Annotated in this window: 14 protein-coding genes; 1 reads left to right on the top strand and 13 read right to left on the bottom strand. The window is 68.1% G+C overall.

All coding sequences use genetic code 11. The features are described 5' to 3' along the window. The 5 genes from pyk to IEY70_RS18770 form a co-directional block, all read right to left on the bottom strand. A complete protein-coding gene (gene pyk, locus IEY70_RS18750) occupies positions 1–1,428 on the bottom strand; it encodes a pyruvate kinase (protein ID WP_189066552.1) in 1,428 nt (475 codons plus the stop codon). A 68-nt stretch (positions 1,429–1,496) separates the two neighbouring features. Further along, positions 1,497–2,765 carry a phosphopyruvate hydratase gene (gene eno, locus IEY70_RS18755; protein ID WP_189066553.1) on the bottom strand — a complete coding sequence of 423 codons (1,269 nt, stop codon included), beginning with the start codon at positions 2,763–2,765 and terminating at the stop codon, positions 1,497–1,499. 298 nt (positions 2,766–3,063) lie between these two features. Beyond that, positions 3,064–4,146 carry a DNA polymerase III subunit beta gene (dnaN, locus tag IEY70_RS18760; RefSeq protein WP_189066554.1) on the bottom strand — a complete coding sequence of 361 codons (1,083 nt, stop codon included), beginning with the start codon at positions 4,144–4,146 and terminating at the stop codon, positions 3,064–3,066. Positions 4,147–4,506: 360 nt separating this feature from the next. Then, positions 4,507–5,883: a chromosomal replication initiator protein DnaA gene (dnaA, locus tag IEY70_RS18765; RefSeq protein ID WP_189066563.1), complete on the bottom strand. Its 1,377-nt coding sequence runs from the start codon at positions 5,881–5,883 to the stop codon at positions 4,507–4,509. Between the two features lie 113 nt (positions 5,884–5,996). Next, the gene (locus IEY70_RS18770; protein ID WP_189066555.1) at positions 5,997–6,971 is read right to left on the bottom strand and encodes an NAD-dependent epimerase/dehydratase family protein; all 975 of its coding nucleotides are present in this window, start codon (positions 6,969–6,971) and stop codon (positions 5,997–5,999) included. Between the two features lie 18 nt (positions 6,972–6,989). On the opposite strand from IEY70_RS18770, the gene IEY70_RS18775 reads away from it, so the two are divergent. Next, positions 6,990–7,277, top strand: coding sequence for a hypothetical protein (locus IEY70_RS18775; protein ID WP_189066556.1), 288 nt, complete (start codon positions 6,990–6,992; stop codon positions 7,275–7,277). Positions 7,278–7,296: 19 nt separating this feature from the next. Here the strand turns inward: IEY70_RS18775 and dprA are convergent, their stop codons facing one another. From dprA to IEY70_RS18815, 8 genes are all read right to left on the bottom strand, one after another. Beyond that, on the bottom strand, positions 7,297–8,400 hold the full coding sequence (dprA, locus tag IEY70_RS18780; RefSeq protein ID WP_229778082.1) for a DNA-processing protein DprA: 1,104 nt from the start codon (positions 8,398–8,400) through the stop codon (positions 7,297–7,299). A gap of 81 nt (positions 8,401–8,481) precedes the next feature. Continuing rightward, positions 8,482–9,921, bottom strand: coding sequence for a sensor histidine kinase (locus IEY70_RS18785; RefSeq protein WP_189066557.1), 1,440 nt, complete (start codon positions 9,919–9,921; stop codon positions 8,482–8,484). Next, positions 9,921–10,580 (bottom strand): response regulator transcription factor, encoded by a 660-nt coding sequence (locus tag IEY70_RS18790; RefSeq protein ID WP_189066565.1) that lies wholly within the window; start codon positions 10,578–10,580, stop codon positions 9,921–9,923. Before IEY70_RS18790 ends, IEY70_RS18785 begins: the two co-directional genes overlap by 1 nt. 133 nt (positions 10,581–10,713) lie before the next feature. Then, a complete protein-coding gene (locus tag IEY70_RS18795; protein WP_189066558.1) occupies positions 10,714–11,112 on the bottom strand; it encodes a hypothetical protein in 399 nt (132 codons plus the stop codon). A gap of 414 nt (positions 11,113–11,526) precedes the next feature. Continuing rightward, entirely contained in the window at positions 11,527–13,086 is a 1,560-nt protein-coding gene (locus IEY70_RS18800; RefSeq protein ID WP_189066559.1) for a dihydrolipoamide acetyltransferase family protein, read from the bottom strand. A 22-nt stretch (positions 13,087–13,108) separates the two neighbouring features. After that, positions 13,109–13,342, bottom strand: a complete 234-nt coding sequence (locus IEY70_RS18805) for a hypothetical protein (RefSeq protein ID WP_189066560.1) — start codon at positions 13,340–13,342, stop codon at positions 13,109–13,111. Positions 13,343–13,390: 48 nt separating this feature from the next. Then, positions 13,391–14,425 carry an alpha-ketoacid dehydrogenase subunit beta gene (locus IEY70_RS18810; RefSeq protein ID WP_189066561.1) on the bottom strand — a complete coding sequence of 345 codons (1,035 nt, stop codon included), beginning with the start codon at positions 14,423–14,425 and terminating at the stop codon, positions 13,391–13,393. Further along, a complete protein-coding gene (locus tag IEY70_RS18815; RefSeq protein WP_189066562.1) occupies positions 14,422–15,546 on the bottom strand; it encodes a thiamine pyrophosphate-dependent dehydrogenase E1 component subunit alpha in 1,125 nt (374 codons plus the stop codon). The genes IEY70_RS18810 and IEY70_RS18815 overlap by 4 nt, the downstream gene beginning before the upstream one ends. Positions 15,547–15,911 lie beyond the last annotated feature (365 nt).

The following is a 15,911-nucleotide window of genomic DNA, read 5'->3' on the forward strand; positions in this document are numbered from 1 at the left end:
TTACTCGCGCAGGCGTTCCACGCGCAGCATGTTGGTCGTGCCGCGCACGCCGAAGGGCACGCCGGCCGTGATCACGTACCGGTCGCCCGGTTCAGCCAGGCCGCTGCGGCCCAGTTCGTCGTTGGCGATGCGGACCATGTCGTCGGTGTTGCGGGGGTCCTCGCTCAGGACCGGCACGACCCCCCACGACAGCGCCAGCTGGTTGCGGGTCTGCTCGTTGGGCGTCAGGGCCAGGATCGCCAGCGGGGGGCGGTTCTTGGCGATCCGGGCCGCCGCGCCGCCCGTGCTGGTGAAGGTCACGATGGCCGGGGAGTCCAGTTTCTCACCGATGGCGCAGGCGGCCGACGCAATGGAATCCTGCGCCAGTTCGGTGTCCACGATCAGCGAGCGTTGCAGCATCTTGTAGTGCTCGCTGGCCTCTGCCTCGCGGGCGATGGCGTCCATCATGGCGACCGACTCGACCGGGTACAGCCCGGCGGCGGATTCGGCCGAGAGCATCACGGCGTCCGTGCCGTCGTAGATGGCGTTCGCCACGTCGGAGGCCTCGGCGCGGGTGGGGCGCGGCAGGCTGATCATGCTCTCGAGCATCTGCGTGGCGGTGATGACGGGCTTGCCCGCCTCGCGGCACATGCGGATGATGCGTTTCTGGATGGTCGGCACCTGCTCGGGGCGCATCTCGACACCCAGGTCACCGCGCGCGACCATGATGCCGTCCACTTCCTTCAGGATGTCCTCGAAGCGGTCCACAGCCTGCGGCTTCTCGATTTTCGCCATCAGCTTGGCGCGGCTGCCGAAACGGGACATGTAGTGGCGGGCCAGCAGCAGGTCGTCGCGGGAACGCACGAAGCTCAGCGCGACCCAGTCCACGCCCAGCTCCGCGCCGAACTCCATGTCCTGCACGTCCTTCTCGGACAGTGCGGGCACGCTCAGGTCGGCCTCGGGCACGTTGATGCCCTTGTTGTTCTTCAGGACGCCGCCGATCACGACGGTGGTCAGCACGTCGTTGCCGCGCACACCCTCGACGCGCAGGGCCATGTTGCCGTCGTCGAGCAGCAGGGCCATGCCGGGCGTCACGTCGTGAATCAGGGCCTTGTAGGTCGTGCCGACGCGGGTGGCGTCGCCCTCGACATCGTCCATGGTGATGGTGAACTTGTCACCGGGGGCCAGCGTGACGCTGCCCTCCGCGAAGCGGCCCACGCGGATCTTGGGCCCCTGAAGGTCCTGCAGGATACCGATGGTGACGCCCTTCTTGGCAGCCAGTTCACGGACCATCTGGAGGGTCTGGCGGTGGTCCTCGCGGTCGCCGTGGCTGAAGTTCATGCGCACGACGTTCAGTCCTGCGTCGATCATGCGGCTCAGGACTTCCGGGCTGCGGCTGGCGGGGCCGACGGTCGCCACGATCTTGGTGGCGCGGTCAATCTGTTTCATGTGGAATCCTTTCCAAGCACCTGAAAGGCCGGGCGGCAGGGATCACCCCACGCCGCCCGGCAACGCCCTTAACGCAGGGCTTTACGGCCCGGGTACACCGCGCGGTCACCGAGGGCGTCCTCGATGCGCAGCAGCTGGTTGTACTTGGCGATGCGGTCAGAGCGGCTGGCCGAACCGGTCTTGATCTGCCCGGCGTTCGTGGCGACCGCCAGATCCGCGATGAAGGCGTCCTCGGACTCCCCGCTGCGGTGGCTGATGATCGTGCCGTAGTGGTGACGCTTGGCCAGTTCGATGGCGTCCATCGACTCGGTCAGGCTGCCGATCTGGTTGACCTTCACCAGGATGGCGTTGCCGACCTTGGTGTCGATGCCGCGCTGCAGACGCTCGGGGTTGGTCACGAACAGGTCGTCACCGACCAGTTGCACGCGGTCCCCGATCTTGGCGGTCAGCTGCGCCCAGCCGTCCCAGTCGTCCTCGGCGAGGCCGTCCTCGATGCTCACGATCGGGTAACGCTGCGCCCAGTCGGCCCAGAAGTCCACCATCTCGGCGGTTGAGAGGACACGCCCCTCAGATTCGAGGTGGTACTTGCCGTCCTTGAACAGTTCGGTCACGGCCGGGTCCAGCGCGATGGCGATGTCCTTACCCGGCTCGTACCCGGCCTTCTCGATCGCCTCGAGCAGCACGTCCAGCGCCTCCTCGTTGCTCTTGAGGTCGGGGGCGAAGCCGCCCTCGTCACCGACGTTGGTGTTGTAACCCTTGGCGGACAGGACCTTCTTGAGGCTGTGGAAGGTCTCGGCGCCGTAGCGCAGCGCCTCGCGGAAGGTCGGCGCACCGACCGGCATGACCATGAACTCCTGGAAGTCCACGGAGTTGTCGGCGTGCGCGCCGCCGTTGATGACGTTCATCATCGGGACCGGCAGGGTCTTGGCGTTGCTGCCACCCAGGTAACGGTACAGCGGGATGTCCAGTTCGGCGGCGGCGGCGCGGGCGGTCGCGAGGCTGACAGCCAGGATGGCGTTGCCGCCCATGCTGCCCTTGTTGGGGGTGCCGTCGACGGCCATCATGGCGGCGTCGATGGCGGCCTGTTCGCTGGCGTCCATGCCGACCACGGCCGGCCCGAGCGCCTCATTGACGTTCGCGACGGCCTTCAGGACGCCCTTGCCGAGGTAGCGGCTGCCGCCGTCACGCAGTTCGAGGGCCTCGTGGGTGCCGGTGCTGGCGCCCGAGGGGACGATGGCGCGGCCGGAAAAACCGCTGTCGAGGTGCACTTCGGCTTCCACGGTGGGGTTCCCGCGCGAGTCCAGCACTTCACGGGCAATCACTTTCTCAATCTTCATCGCTCATTCCTCCGAGGTTGGGGTTGCCTCCCGCCGCCGGGCTGCCGTGTGGCGGGACCACCGGTCGAGTAGGTGTACTTCAGACACTATAAGCGGCTCAGGTCATGAAACGGTGCACCCGGTCTAACGAACCGGACACCTGGCGCGTCTCATACGGATTCCGTTTGTTCCCACTCGCATCCGCTCGGATTGAACGGCTTTGTAAGCCATTCAATCGGAGTCCGTCTCACGCGGCCCACCGGAGATCCGTGGGTGTGGACGCCCACATGACAGGCCCGTGCGGGCGTCCACAGGCCCCTCAGACGCGCAGCGTGACCATGACCGCCATGTACCCGCCCCCACCCGCCGCGCGGAAGATAGCGGGGCTGGTGGAGCCGCTGAACAGCAGTTCGGCCTCACCCTCGATCGGCCCCAGCGCATCCAGAACATGCCGGGCGTTGAACGCGAGGCTCATGGCGGGCTCTGTGCCACCCTGCACCACCTCCAGGGTGTCCTGCGCGCGGCCGTAATCACCCTCGGCCGCCAGACGCAACTTGCCCTCGGACACCAGGAATTCCACGCGGTTGTTGGCGTTCTTGTCGGCCAGCACGGCCACGCGGTTCACGGCCTCCTTCAGGGCGGTGGCGGGCAGCGTGACCTGCAGCTTGATGTCCTTGGGAATCACCCGTTCGTAATCCGGGAAGTCACCGTCGAGCAGTTTCAGGTTCATGTGCACGCGGTCGGTCGTGACGCTCAGCATGCCGTCGCCGTACGTGAAGCGGGCCTCGCCGTCCTTGAGCACGCGGATCAGTTCGTCGACGCTGCGGGCCGGGATGATCAGGTTGCGGCCGTCCCCGCTGGCCGGAAAGTCCCGGATGGCCACGCGGTACCCGTCCGAGGCGACCACGCGCGCGCCCTCGGGCCGGTGCTCGAGTTTGATGCCGCGGAACACGGCCTGGAAGGCCTCGTTGCTGGCGGCATAGCGCACGCTGGAGAAGGCGCGGGCCAGTTCCGTGGCATCCAGGCTCACGTCGGCCTGCGAGGGGAAACTCAGGGGCGGGTAGGCGTCTAGGTCGCCGGTCTGGAGCTTGAAGTCCGAGCCGCCGGCACGGACAGCCAGTTCCGCGCCGCTGAGTTCCAGTTCGACCAGTTCGCCGCCCAGGTTGCGGACGATCTGCGCGAACAGGTGGGCAGGGACCACGAAGTTCTGCGGGTCACGGATTTCCGCCGGGACGAAGCAGGACAGGTCGATTTCGAGGTTGGTGCCGCTGAGGGTCAGACCGGCCTCGGTGGCCTCGACTTTCAGGGCTGTGAGGAGGGGGTTGCTGCTGCGACTGGGAACCACGCGTTCGAGGAGACCGAGCCCCTCACTGAGAATTTTTTTGGTGACGTGTACGTTCATGGCATGCCTCTCTGTCTGGGTCCTATCTTTTATCTGTTCTTATATTAAAAAAAGATAGTAGTAGTAGTAATAGGGCCTGTGGAAACTGTGGAAAAGCGGTCTGGAGGTGCGCTCAGCGCGGGTTTGCCCTGTGGACAAAATTGTGGATAAGTGGCACTTTCCTGTGGATAACCTGTGGACAAAATCGGGGGTTATCCACAGGGGTCTGAGGAGACCGGGTTATCCACAATTTTATCCACAGAAAAAACGGGGTTATCCACAGGTTATCCACAGGGTTATCCACAGCTTGTGAAACTGCGCACACGGTTTTGGAACGGAATTTGGAACTTATTCTGCCCCTTCACAAAAACAATGCCAGTATTATGTATCATATTCGTCGTCTTCCAGACCCTGCATCTTGCGGCGCAGGGTCTCGACCGCCGCCGTGATCTCGGGTTCGCGGCCCACCTGCTCCGTCACTTTACTGATGGCATGCATCACGGTCGAATGATCCCGCCCGAAAAACTGACCGATTTCCGGCAGTGAGTGATCCGTCAACTCACGGATCAGGTACTGCGCCACCTGACGCGGCAGCACCACCTCACGCACCCGCCCGGACCCACGGATCACGTCCGGCGGCATGTTGTAGTGCGCCGCCACCTGCTTGAGCACATCCATCATCTCGACCTTGACTTCCTGCGGCGTGAACACGTTGCTCAGCGCCTTGGCCGCCACCGCCCGCGAAAAGGGCACGTTGTTCAGGCTACAGAACGCCACCACCCGCATCAGCGCGCCCTCCAGCTCACGGATGTTGGTCGTCACCTGCCGCGCGATCAGTTCCAGCACCTCCTGCGGAATGTCGATGCGGTTGTGCTCGGCGTTCATCTTCAGGATCGCCACGCGCGTCTCGTACTCCGGCGACTGGATGTCCGTGATCAGACCCCACTCGAACCGGCTGCGAAGCCGCCCCTCCAGCGTCTGGATGTCCTTCGGCGGCCGGTCGGAACTCAGGATGATCTGCTTGTGGTTCTCGTACAGCGCGTTGAAGGTATGGAAGAACTCCTCCTGCGTGCGCTCCTTGCCGGCCAGGAACTGAATATCGTCGACCAGCAGCAGATCCACGCTGCGGTAACGGTTCCGGAACTGCGTCATGCGGTCCTCGCGGATCGCGTTGATCAGGTCGTTCGTGAACGACTCGGTCGAGACGTACTCGATGCGCTTGCCCGGAAAGCGTTCGGTCATGTAATGCCCGACCGCGTGCATCAGGTGGGTCTTGCCCAGCCCGACGTCGCCGTAGATGAACAGCGGGTTGTACGCCTTGCCGGGCGACTCCGCGACGGCCAGCGCCGCCGCGTGCGCGAGGTTGTTGTTTGGCCCCACCACGAAATTCTCGAAGGTGTACTTGGGGTTCAGGACCTTGCGGTTCTCGACGGGCGCGGGCGCCGGGGCCGCGCGTCCAGCCGGGGCGGGTGGGGGCGGCGGCGGGTCGCTGGGCAGCAGCAGCGCGTCCTGCGCGGCCGGCAGCACCTGGAAGCTCACCTGCGGATTCTGCGCGCCCAGACTGCGCAGCGCGTCTTCCAGCAACTCCAGGTAATGCTTGCGGAACCACTCCTGCGCGAACGAGTTCCGCACGCCCAGCACCAGCGATCCTTCCTGCACGCCGAGGTTTTTCACGGGGGCGAACCAGGTGTGGTATTCCACCTCTGAAATGTTCTTGCGGACGTACCCAAGCACGTCCGCCCAGATTTCCTGCGAGATAAGGCGCACCTCCCTTAAGGCACTCTTGAAGCGGGGGTCAGCATACCACCCGGCCCGGCTTCTCTCGGGGCTACACTGGAGAGAAGCCGGGGCGTCGGGTGTTCTTTCCGTCTCTACCCGGCCTGTTCTTCTCTCCAGGCAGCCAGCGCCTGTGCCTCGCGTTCCGGCGTCAGGGCGTAGGTCAGGGCGGCCCCGGCACTCCAGGCACGGGTGTCACGGGCCGTCACCTCCGGGCCGCGCAGGGTCAGGCCCGACGCCAGGGCGCGCCCGGCATCCACGTCCATCAGGCCTGCCTGCTCGCCACTCTCCGGGATGAACAGCGGTAACTCGCGGAAGCCCAGGCCCAGGCGTTCCAGGGCGTCCGCCGGGACCCATACGGGTTGACGGATGCCCAGCACGCCCGCGAAGTGCGCCCAGCTCAGGCGCGGCCCTGCCACGTTGAACACGCCACCCACGTCCTGCTCGACCGCGCGCACCGTGAACGCGGCGAGGTCACGCGCGTCGATCACCTGCACGTGGTCCTCACCGTCGCCGGGCAGCAGGGTCTCCCCTCCCCCACCGGCCGCCCGGTCCGGCCAGTACGGGTAGCGGGCCGTGTGATCGAACGGCCCCGCCACGATCTGCGGCCGCAGGATGGTGGCGCGGTCCCCGAACACCTCCTGCACGATCTGCTCGCAGGCCACCTTCAGCGGGCCGTAACTGGCGCCCGTCACCTCGGTCTGGTCGGCGGGCGCCGGAGGCAGCAGCGGGTCGTCCTCCCGCACCGGGTGACGGCCCGGCTCGGCGTACACGCTGACCGTGCTGACAAACACGTAGCGGTTCACCCGGTCCCGCAGCTCCGCCGCACTCGCCTGCACGGCCGCCGGGGTGTACCCGCTGACATCCACGCAGGCGTCCCAGCGGCGGCCCGACAGGGTGTCCAGTCCGCCCGCCTCGGCCCGGTCGCCGCGCAGCCGCTCGACCCCGGCTGGCAACTCGTCCGGGGACTGCCCGCGCGTCAGGATGCTCACGCGGTGCCCACCCGCCAGGAACGCCAGCACGATGTGCCGACCCACGAACTGCGTGCCGCCCAGAATCAGGATGTCCATGCGCCTATCCTGTCACCCATGAAGGTGAGGTTCATATCGGGCCGCGTCCGCGCCCGCATCGACGATCTGGAACTCGCGGCCCTGACGCGCGGCGAGGTCCTCGAAACCCGCGTCGAATGGCCCGGCGGAGGCTGGACGCTGCAACTCGACCCGCACACCGACGTACTCGAAGGTCGTGCAGGCAGCCTGCGTGCCGGACTGCTGGGCCAGCTGTCCACCCTGAACGATCCCGCGCACGAGGGCGTGACCCTGAATGGTCCGCCGCGCGTGACGGTGGAGAAGGACTTCGGGCCGCAGCACGGCTGATCCTGCCGGGGCCGTGCCGTCAGCGTCTGCTCCAGCGGCCGCCGACCTCCTCGACCAGTCCGGCGAGTTGCAGCATGACCAGCGCGGTCTGCACGTCCGGCATGGGCAGCCGCGCGCGGGCCTGAAGGTCGTCCAGGGTGGCGGGCGCGTTGATGGCGGCCAGCACCTGCGCCTGCTCGGGCGGGAGGTTCAGGGGCGGTTGCTGCGGCACGCTGCCCCACCCGAACTCGTTCAGGATGTCGGCGGCGGATTCGGTCAGGACGGCGCCGTCGCGGATCAGGGCGTGCGGCCCGGCGGCGCGCGGGTCCCCGGCGCGGCCCGGCACGGCGAACACGGTGCGCCCGCACTCCAGGGCGTGTGTGGCGGTGATCAGCGACCCGCTCTTGCGTTCGCCCTCGACGACCAGTGTCCCGGCGCTCAGGGCGGCGATCAGGCGGTTGCGGGTCGGGAAGTGATGCTGCGCGGGACCGGTCCCTAGGGGGTACTCGCTGATCAGCGTGAGCTGTTCGGCCAGCCGCTCGTTCTCGCGGGGGTAGATGACGTTCACGGCGCTGCCCAGCACGCCCACACTCACGCCGCCCGCCTCGACTGCCGCGCCGTGCGCCGCCGTGTCGATCCCGCGCGCCAGTCCGCTGACCACGACCACGCCCGCGCGGGCCAGGTCCGCCGCGACCGTGCGGGTCAGCGACACTGCGTGAGGACTGGCGGCGCGCGTGCCCACGATCCCGATGGCGCGCGGCACGACCGGCAGGTCCGGCAGGTCGCCCAGCACCCACAGCACCGCCGGGGCGTCCTCCAGGGCGTCCAGGGCGGGCGGGTAGCCGTCCAGGCCGCGGCCCAGCAGGGTCACGCCCAGCCGCGCGGCCCCGGTCAGTTCCGCCTGCGCCTGCTCGGCGGCTTTCGGGGTGCCGATGGCAGCCAGACTGCGGGTGTCCAGGCCCGGCACGCCGCGCAGTTCGCTGCGTGGGGCGCGCAGCGCCGCGTGAGCCGATCCGAAGTGCGCGCGCAGGCTCTCGGTGCGGCGCGGCCCCAGCCCCGGCGTGAAGCGCAGGGTCAGCAGCGCCAGCAGTTCCTCGTGCGGCGTGGGGGCGTGCAGATCAGCGAACAGGGGACGACTGGTCACCCGGTCAGCATACGGTCCGTGCCAGACTGCGCGGGAGCGGAATGCGCTCCGCCCGGTGGGGGGTGCCGGGCCGCCCTGACTTCAGGGGCGGGCGGGGAGGGGCGGTTCGTTCAGCGGTCCGTTCTCCTGCACCTCGTCCGGTTCGTCGCTCTCGTCGCCCAGGGCCGCGCCGGGAATCGCCAGCGTGAACAGCGCGCCCCCCTGCGGGTGGTTCTCGCCGGTCAGGGTGCCGCCGTGCATCAGCGCGATCTGCCGGGACACGCTCAGGCCCAGGCCGCTGCTGCCCGCCCCGCTCACGAACGGCTGGAAGATCTGCTCGCCCAGTTCCGGCGGCAGGCCCGGCCCGCTGTCCCGCACCGTGAAGGTCAGCCACTCAGGCGTCTCGGTCAGGTTCAGGGTGACGGTGCCGTCCGCTCCGGCAGCGCGGCGGGCGTTCGCCAGCAGGTTCCGCAGCGCCTGCGTCAGCCGGTCCGGGTCGCACAGGATGCCGCCCGTCCAGTCGCCCGTGAAGGTCGTGCCGGGCACCAGCCGGTCCACGCGGCCCCGCAACGTCCGGGCCGGGATGTAATGCCACGCGAGTTTCATCTCCAGTTCCCCGCGTGCCAGTTGCATCAGGTCCTGCGTGGTGAAGGTCAGTTCGTCCGCGACCAGCGAGGCCCGCTGCACTTCCGGGTCGTTGGTGCGTTCCTCGGCGCGTTGCAGGCTGGCCTTCAGGACGGTCAGCGGCGCGCCCAGCTCATGCACGATCTGCCCCAGCAGTTGCTTTTCACGCGCCTGTCCGTCCTCGATGCGGACCAGCAGGCGGTTGATGGCCGTCAGCAGGCGGTGAACCTCGTCCTCCTGCGCCGGCAACGGCAGCGTGGCGAGACTGCGGGTCGGGTCGATACGGTCGGCGAGGTTCGCGGCATGCTCCAGCCCGCTCAGGGCGCGGCGGCCCACCCACCAGCCGGTCAGCAGCAGCAGCAGCGGGGCCACGATCAGCGCCAGCAGCAGTGCGCTCAGGGCACTCTGCCGCGCGGCGATCAGGTCCTCTTCCGGCAGGCCCACCCACAGCGTCCCGAAATCCCCCACGGGCCGCCGCACCGCCCGCACCGACGTGTCCTGCAACGACACCGGGGACTGCGCGCCGAACGGATCCGGCGAGTCCACGTAGGCGCGCAGCGCGGGGCTGGTCACGACCACGTTCCCGCCCTGGTCGATCAGCATGGTGTACGCGCCGGGACCGCTGGCCGCGCGGCCCAGCCCGCCACCGCCGGTCGTGAAGGCTTCTGCCAGCGTGTCGGCGCGCTCGTCCAGCCGGTCCGTGAACTGCTGATCCATGCGCGAGAGCAGCAGCGTGACCACGCCCAGGCTGGTCAGCAGGATCAGCGCCAGGGCCAGCAGGCTGTACGTCAGGGCCAGCCGGAACCGCAGGCTGTGCCGCCACGCGACCCGCGCCGATACGAGCCCCGCGCCGGGAACCAGCAGCGCGGCCCGCCGCGTCCCGTCCGGGGGCGTCACGGGCCGCGCGGCCGGGGTCATCAGGCCTGCAGCACGTACCCGACGTTGCGGATCGTGCGGATTCGCAGGTCACTGCCCGCGTGCTCCAGTTTCTTGCGCAACTGCGAGATGCGCACCTCGACCGAGTTGCTGTTCGGCGTCTCCCAGCCGTACAGGTGAGACTCGATGTCCGCGCGTGAGAACACCCGCTCGGGCGTGCGCATCATCAGTTCCAGGATGCGGGCCTCGTGCTCAGTCAGGTTGGTGTGCTTATCGTCCACCGTCAGCAGCAGACTGCTGGTCGAGAGGCTGGTGTTTCCCAGGTTCACGCCCGACCCGGCCGCCGTGCGCCGCAGCAGCGCCGTGATACGCGCGTCGAGTTCCGGCATGGCGAACGGCTTGGTCAGGTAATCGTCCGCGCCGGCGTTCAGGCCCGCCACGCGCTCCTGCACGCCGCTACGCGCCGAGAGCACCAGCACCGGCGTGCTGGAGTACTGCCGCAGCGCCTGCACGAGGTCCAGGCCGTCGCCGTCCGGCAGGTTCAGGTCCAGCAGGATCAGCTGCGCGGTGTGGGTGCCCAGCCACGCCTGCGCGTCCTTCAGGGTCGCAGCGTGCTGCACCTGGTACTCGCCCGACAGGTACTCCTTGAGCATCGGCCCGAGGTGCGGATCGTCTTCGACAACAAGAATCTGGGCCAGCATGACTTTCTCCTTGTGCGGCAGCCCGTGACGCGCCGCCATGAAACGTGAGGGTAGGTACGGTCTCGACTGAATCCTAGCGTGCCCACCAGACCGCGAACTTGATGAATCCTGATGAACCCCGCCGGGCCATCCTTCACTTCTTGTTGGCGGGCGCGGCTTTCAGGCCCGGCAGGGTCACGGGCGTGCCCGGCACCTGCAACGTCACGTTCAACCTGAAGCTGTTCAGGAACCGCGTGACGCTCTGCGGACCGCCGTCCAGTTGCAGGTCCAGCTGGCCGCCGCGCAGCACGCCGCTGTACCGGCTCTTCAGCGCCGGGAAGGCGTTCCGGGCGCGTTCCTCGTCACTGGGGGCGAACAGCACCACGACCGGCCCGCTGTAATCCCCGACCAGCCGCAGTTTCAGCTGGTTGCCGCTGCTCTCACCGTCACCCAGTTTGGTCTGCAGTTCGTTGTCCCACACGCTGATCTTCAGGGCGTGTGCGGGCGTGAACAGCAGCAGGGCAGGCAGAAGCAGAGCAGCAAACTTGGGCATGATGGTCGGGAAGTCTCCAGTAACGGGGCAGGCCACGCGGGGCCAGTGAGGAGGGTAGGGGGGCGGCAGGTCAGCCGCGGGGACTGCCCTGTGATTGCCCAGCGTACCGTGCGGACCTGACGCGCCGCTGAAATCCCCGCCGCAATTGCCCACGAAGCCTGAAGGCTCGCAAGTGATACGGACTCCGATTGAATGGACTGCAAAGGCCATTCAATCCGAGCGGATGCGAGCAGGAGAGAAAAGGGTTCCGGACGTGAAGCTGGCAATCCGGTGCCGTTCCGGATTGTCAGCGAAACAAACGGAATCCGTATGAGGAGCGCACCTTCAGGCTGTGCCAGCACGCAGGGAGCCTGCATACAGGCATACAGAGAGGAGGCCCGGACGCGGCGGCCCCGGCCTCCTCTTCTCCTGGCTTCAGAGGGCTTCGAGCATCAGGCGGTCCGGGTTTTCCAGCAGGCGGATCACTTCCTTGCAGAAGCGCGCGGCCTCGGCGCCGTCCACGAGGCGGTGATCGAACGACAGGCTCAGGTACATCATGTGCGCCACGACGATGTTGTCGTACTCGTCCACGATGGGGCGCTTCACGATGGAATGCACGCCCAGAATCGCGGCGTCCGGCACGTTGATGATCGGGAACGAGAACAGCGCCCCGATGGACCCGATGTTCGTGACGCTGAACGTGCTGCCCGCCAGTTCGTCCGCCTGGAGTTTCCCGGCCTGCGCCCGCGCGGCCACGTCGGTGACCTCGCGCGCCAGATCGAACAGGCTCTTGTGGTTCACGTCCCGGATGACCGGCACGGTCAGGCCCGCGTCCGTGGCGACCGCCATGCCGACGTTGTAGTAGCGCTTCTGCACGATCTCCTGCGTGGCCTCGTCGAAGGACGTGTTCAGGCTCGGGTACTTGCGCAGCGCCGCCGCGACTGCCCGGAAGATGAACGGCAGGTACGACAGTTTCACCCCGGCGGCCGCCGCGTCGTCCTTCACGCGGGCGCGGAACTCCACGAGCTTGGTCAGGTTCACCTCGTCCACCGTCAGGGTCCGCACGGTGTACAGGTGACTGGCCTGCATCTGGTTGCTGATGGCGCGGCGCATGCCCCGCAGCGGCACGCGGTCTTCCAGGTGCTCGTAGCCCCTGGGCGTGCGGTACTGCACGGGCGCGACCGGCATCCCACCGGCACCCTTCGCGGCCGGAGCGGCAGGCGGGGCGGCCTGAGCTGCCGGGGTCGCAGCCGCGACCGGCGCCGCCGTGCCGGTGGAAGCGGCGGCAGGTGCAGCGGTGCCCGTGGAAGCGGTGGCGGGTGCAGCCGAGCTTGCCTGATGGTGCGCGAGCACGTCCCCGACACGGATACGGCCGTTCGGGCCGCTGCCACGCACGTCGGTCAGGGTGACGTTCAGTTCGCGGGCCAGTTGCCGTGCGGCGGGCACGGCCAGCACCCGGCCGTCCGCGCGGGCGGGCTGGGTGACGGTCTGGGCAGCGGCCTGCGCAGCGGAGGTGCCGCGCACGCCGAGGCCCTGCACCTGCACCTGCTCGTCCGAGGCGAAGGCCCTGAACAGGCTGCTGGCGTCGTCGTCGGGCTTGCCGGTCAGGTGGCCGGCCTCCACGATACTGCCGCCCCGGTCCTCGTCCTGCTGCGCGCCCGCGATCTGCTCGCGTTCCTCCTGAGCCTGAATGGAGGGCGCCTGAGTTGCGGTTACCTGGGGGGCGGGCGCTGGGGCAGACGCCTGGGGGGCGGCCCCGCCGGTCTCGTCGATCAGGGCGATGGCGGCGTGAACGGCGACCACGTCACCCTCCCCCGCCAGTCGCCGGTGCAGGACGCCCGCGACGGGGCTGGGGAGTTCCACCGTGACCTTGTCGGTCATGACCTCGCACAGCGGCTGCTCCAGCACGATGGTGTCGCCCTCGGACACCAGCCACTTGAGGATTTCACCCTCGACGACACTTTCAGCGAGTTCAGGCAGCAGGATTTCTTTCATGGGGAACCTCGGGGTGAGGCCTTCAGCGCAGCACGAACGCGCGCAGCAGGCCGTAGATGATCAGCAGGAGGGCCAGTCCCTGAATCCAGCGTTCCCCGCGCGCGTACACCCAGGCGCTGACGCCCAGCAGGGCGAACATGCCCCCGATGCAGGCGCTCTGCCACGGTTCGGCCAGTCGGCCCGCCAGGGCGTACAGCGCGAAGCCGATCACCAGGCCGATGGAGCCCAGCAGGGGACGAAGCAGGTCGGGTTTCATGGAGTTCAGGGTAAGGGCTTCAGGGGAGCAGTGGATGACGGGCAGAGGTCAGTAGTTCAGCGCGCGGACGCATGCGGCCACGATGCGGTTCGGGCCGGGCAGGTACACCTTGTCCTGCACGTACGGGTACGGCGTGTCGAAGCCCGCCACCTGCCCGACCGGGGCGGTCAGGGAATCGAAGACCTGCTCCTGGATGACGTACGCGACCTCGCCCATGAAGTTGCTGATGCGCGGCGCCTCGCTGACCAGCACGGCGCGGCCGGTCTTCTCGACGCTGCTCAGCACGCGGTCCTTGTCCCACGGCACCAGCGAGCGCAGGTCGATGACCTCCACGCTGACGCCCTCGGCGGCCAGGGCGTCGGCGGCCCTTTCCAGGTCCGGCATGACGCCCCCGTAGCCGATCAGGGACAGGTCCGTGCCCTCGCGGCGCACGGCGGCCTCGCCGAACCGCACAACGTAATCGTGGGCGGGCACCTCGCCCCTGGCGGCGCGGTACAGGCGTTTGGGTTCGAAGAAGATCACGGGGTCCTCGCCGCGCACGGCGCTGCGCAGCAGGCCCTTGGCGTCGTAGGGGGTGCTGGGCATCACGACCTTCAGGCCCGGCGTGTGCGTGTAGTAGCTCTCGGGGCTCTGGCTGTGGTGGTGCCCGCCCTTCACGCCGCCGCCCGACGGCGTGCGGATGACCATGGGGGCCGTGAACTGCCCGCCCGACCGGTAGCGGATCTTGGCGGCCTGCGAGATGATCTGGTCGAAGCCGGGCCCCATGTAGTCCGCGAACTGAATTTCCGCGATGGGCCGCAGGCCGCGCACGGCCATGCCCACGGCAGCCCCCACGATGCTGGCCTCGCTCAGGGGCGTGTCGAACACGCGGCGCGGCCCGAAACGTTCCTGAAGGCCGGCGGTCGCCATGAACACGCCGCCGCGCGCGCCGACATCCTCGCCGAACAGCACGACGCGGCTGTCGCGTTCCATCTCCTCGGCGATGGTCTCGGTCACGGCCTGAATCAGGTTGATGGTGCGCGTGCCGGTTTCGGCGTCGGGGGCGGCGCCCTGGGTGGGGGTGCGTTCCTGTGTGGCGGTCATGCCCGTCCTCCCTGACCGGCCTGCCCGGTCTGCTCGGCGCGCAGGAAGGCTTCCTGGTCGCGCAGGTGGCCCGGCAGGTCAGCGTACACGTCCTCGAACATGATCCGCCAGTCGGGTTGACCGGTCGCCTCGGCCTTCAGCACCTGCTCGTCGACCTCGCGGTGCGTGCTGGCGATCAGCGCGGCGCGTTCCCCGGCGCTGACCGGGTGGCCCAGATGCTCCAGCAGTTTCTCGATGCGGGTGATCGGGTCGCGGCCCAGCCACTCCTTGACCTCCTCACGGGTGCGGTAGTGCTTCTCGGCGTCCGCGTCGGCGTTGCTGTGAGAGCCCACGCGGTAGGTCAGGCACTCGACGAGCGCGGGACCATGCCCGGCGCGGATCTGGTCGGCCACGTAGGCGCAGACCTCCATAACGGCCACGATGTCGTTGCCGTCCACGTAGTAGCCGGGCATGCCGTAGGCCTTGGCCTTGATGTGAATGGTCTCGCTGGCCGTCTGCTCGCGGATGGAGGTGCTGATCGCCCACTGGTTGTTCTCGCACACGAACATCGCGGGGGCCTTGGCGGCGCCGGCCATGTTCAGTCCGGCGTGCCAGTCGCCCTCGCTGGTCGCGCCGTCCCCGAAGGTGCAGACCGTGAGTTCATCCACGCCCAGGTACTTCTGCGCCATGGCGTTCCCGGCGGCGGGCGGCACCTGCGAGGCGATGGAGGAACTGATGCTCACGAAGTTCTGAGCCTGCGCCGCGAAATGGTGCGGCATCTGCCGCCCGCGCGAGGAGTCGCTGTTCGTGCCGAGGCACTGGCTGAGCAGTTCGGCCATCGGAACGCCCATGGCCAGCCCCAGGGTGTGGTCGCGGTAGTACGGCCAGACCCAGTCGTGGCCCACGCGGATCGAGCGGGCCAGGCCCACCTGGGTGGCTTCCATGCCGCTGGACTGTGCGTAGAAGGTCGTGCGCCCCTGGCGGAGCAGCGTGATGAGTTTGCGGTCGAATTCACGGGCGCGCAGCATCAGGGCGTGCAGCTCGCGCAGCAGCTCGGGCGTGAACCGCTCGGGCAGCGGCTGGACCGGCGTGCCGTCCTCCGCCACGAAGCGGATGGGTTCAGGGGTGAAGGGTTGAATCATGGGCTGGGGCCTCCTGACAGGGGGCAGAAGGCGCGGCGCGGTGGCCGGCTCCTCCCCTGATCGATCTGTCTAGCAAACGCTCGTTAGGCATTTTAGACGGTTTGACCCCCGCACAGGAAACCCGCCCGGCCCGCCGGACCCGTTCGGACCCGCTCAGCGGCCTCGCACACCCACCCGCAGCGACCCGAAACCCACGCTGCGTCCGCCCAGGCTGGACGCAACGCGAAGCAGGCCAGCCGTTCCCTCCCGGCTGACCTGCTTCCCTGTCCTGCGTTCATACGGACTCCGATTGAATGGCTTATAGAGCATTTGTCATAAGAATGCCGATGGATGGGCGTGCCGGAACCACCCAAAGATGTTTTGAG

Origin of the sequence: Deinococcus seoulensis (genome assembly GCF_014648115.1) — a bacterium.
Lineage (GTDB): Bacteria > Deinococcota > Deinococci > Deinococcales > Deinococcaceae > Deinococcus > Deinococcus seoulensis.

Coding starts and splice junctions, on each gene's coding strand:
- IEY70_RS18810 (WP_189066561.1), bottom strand. CDS start 14,425: ATGACCGCCACACAGGAACGCACCCCCACCCAGGGCGCCGCCCCCGAC.
- IEY70_RS18795 (WP_189066558.1), bottom strand. CDS start 11,112: ATGCCCAAGTTTGCTGCTCTGCTTCTGCCTGCCCTGCTGCTGTTCACG.
- pyk (WP_189066552.1), bottom strand. CDS start 1,428: ATGAAACAGATTGACCGCGCCACCAAGATCGTGGCGACCGTCGGCCCC.
- IEY70_RS18775 (WP_189066556.1), top strand. CDS start 6,990: ATGAAGGTGAGGTTCATATCGGGCCGCGTCCGCGCCCGCATCGACGAT.
- IEY70_RS18790 (WP_189066565.1), bottom strand. CDS start 10,580: ATGCTGGCCCAGATTCTTGTTGTCGAAGACGATCCGCACCTCGGGCCG.
- IEY70_RS18800 (WP_189066559.1), bottom strand. CDS start 13,086: ATGAAAGAAATCCTGCTGCCTGAACTCGCTGAAAGTGTCGTCGAGGGT.
- IEY70_RS18805 (WP_189066560.1), bottom strand. CDS start 13,342: ATGAAACCCGACCTGCTTCGTCCCCTGCTGGGCTCCATCGGCCTGGTG.
- IEY70_RS18770 (WP_189066555.1), bottom strand. CDS start 6,971: ATGGACATCCTGATTCTGGGCGGCACGCAGTTCGTGGGTCGGCACATC.
- dnaN (WP_189066554.1), bottom strand. CDS start 4,146: ATGAACGTACACGTCACCAAAAAAATTCTCAGTGAGGGGCTCGGTCTC.
- IEY70_RS18785 (WP_189066557.1), bottom strand. CDS start 9,921: ATGACCCCGGCCGCGCGGCCCGTGACGCCCCCGGACGGGACGCGGCGG.
- eno (WP_189066553.1), bottom strand. CDS start 2,765: ATGAAGATTGAGAAAGTGATTGCCCGTGAAGTGCTGGACTCGCGCGGG.
- IEY70_RS18815 (WP_189066562.1), bottom strand. CDS start 15,546: ATGATTCAACCCTTCACCCCTGAACCCATCCGCTTCGTGGCGGAGGAC.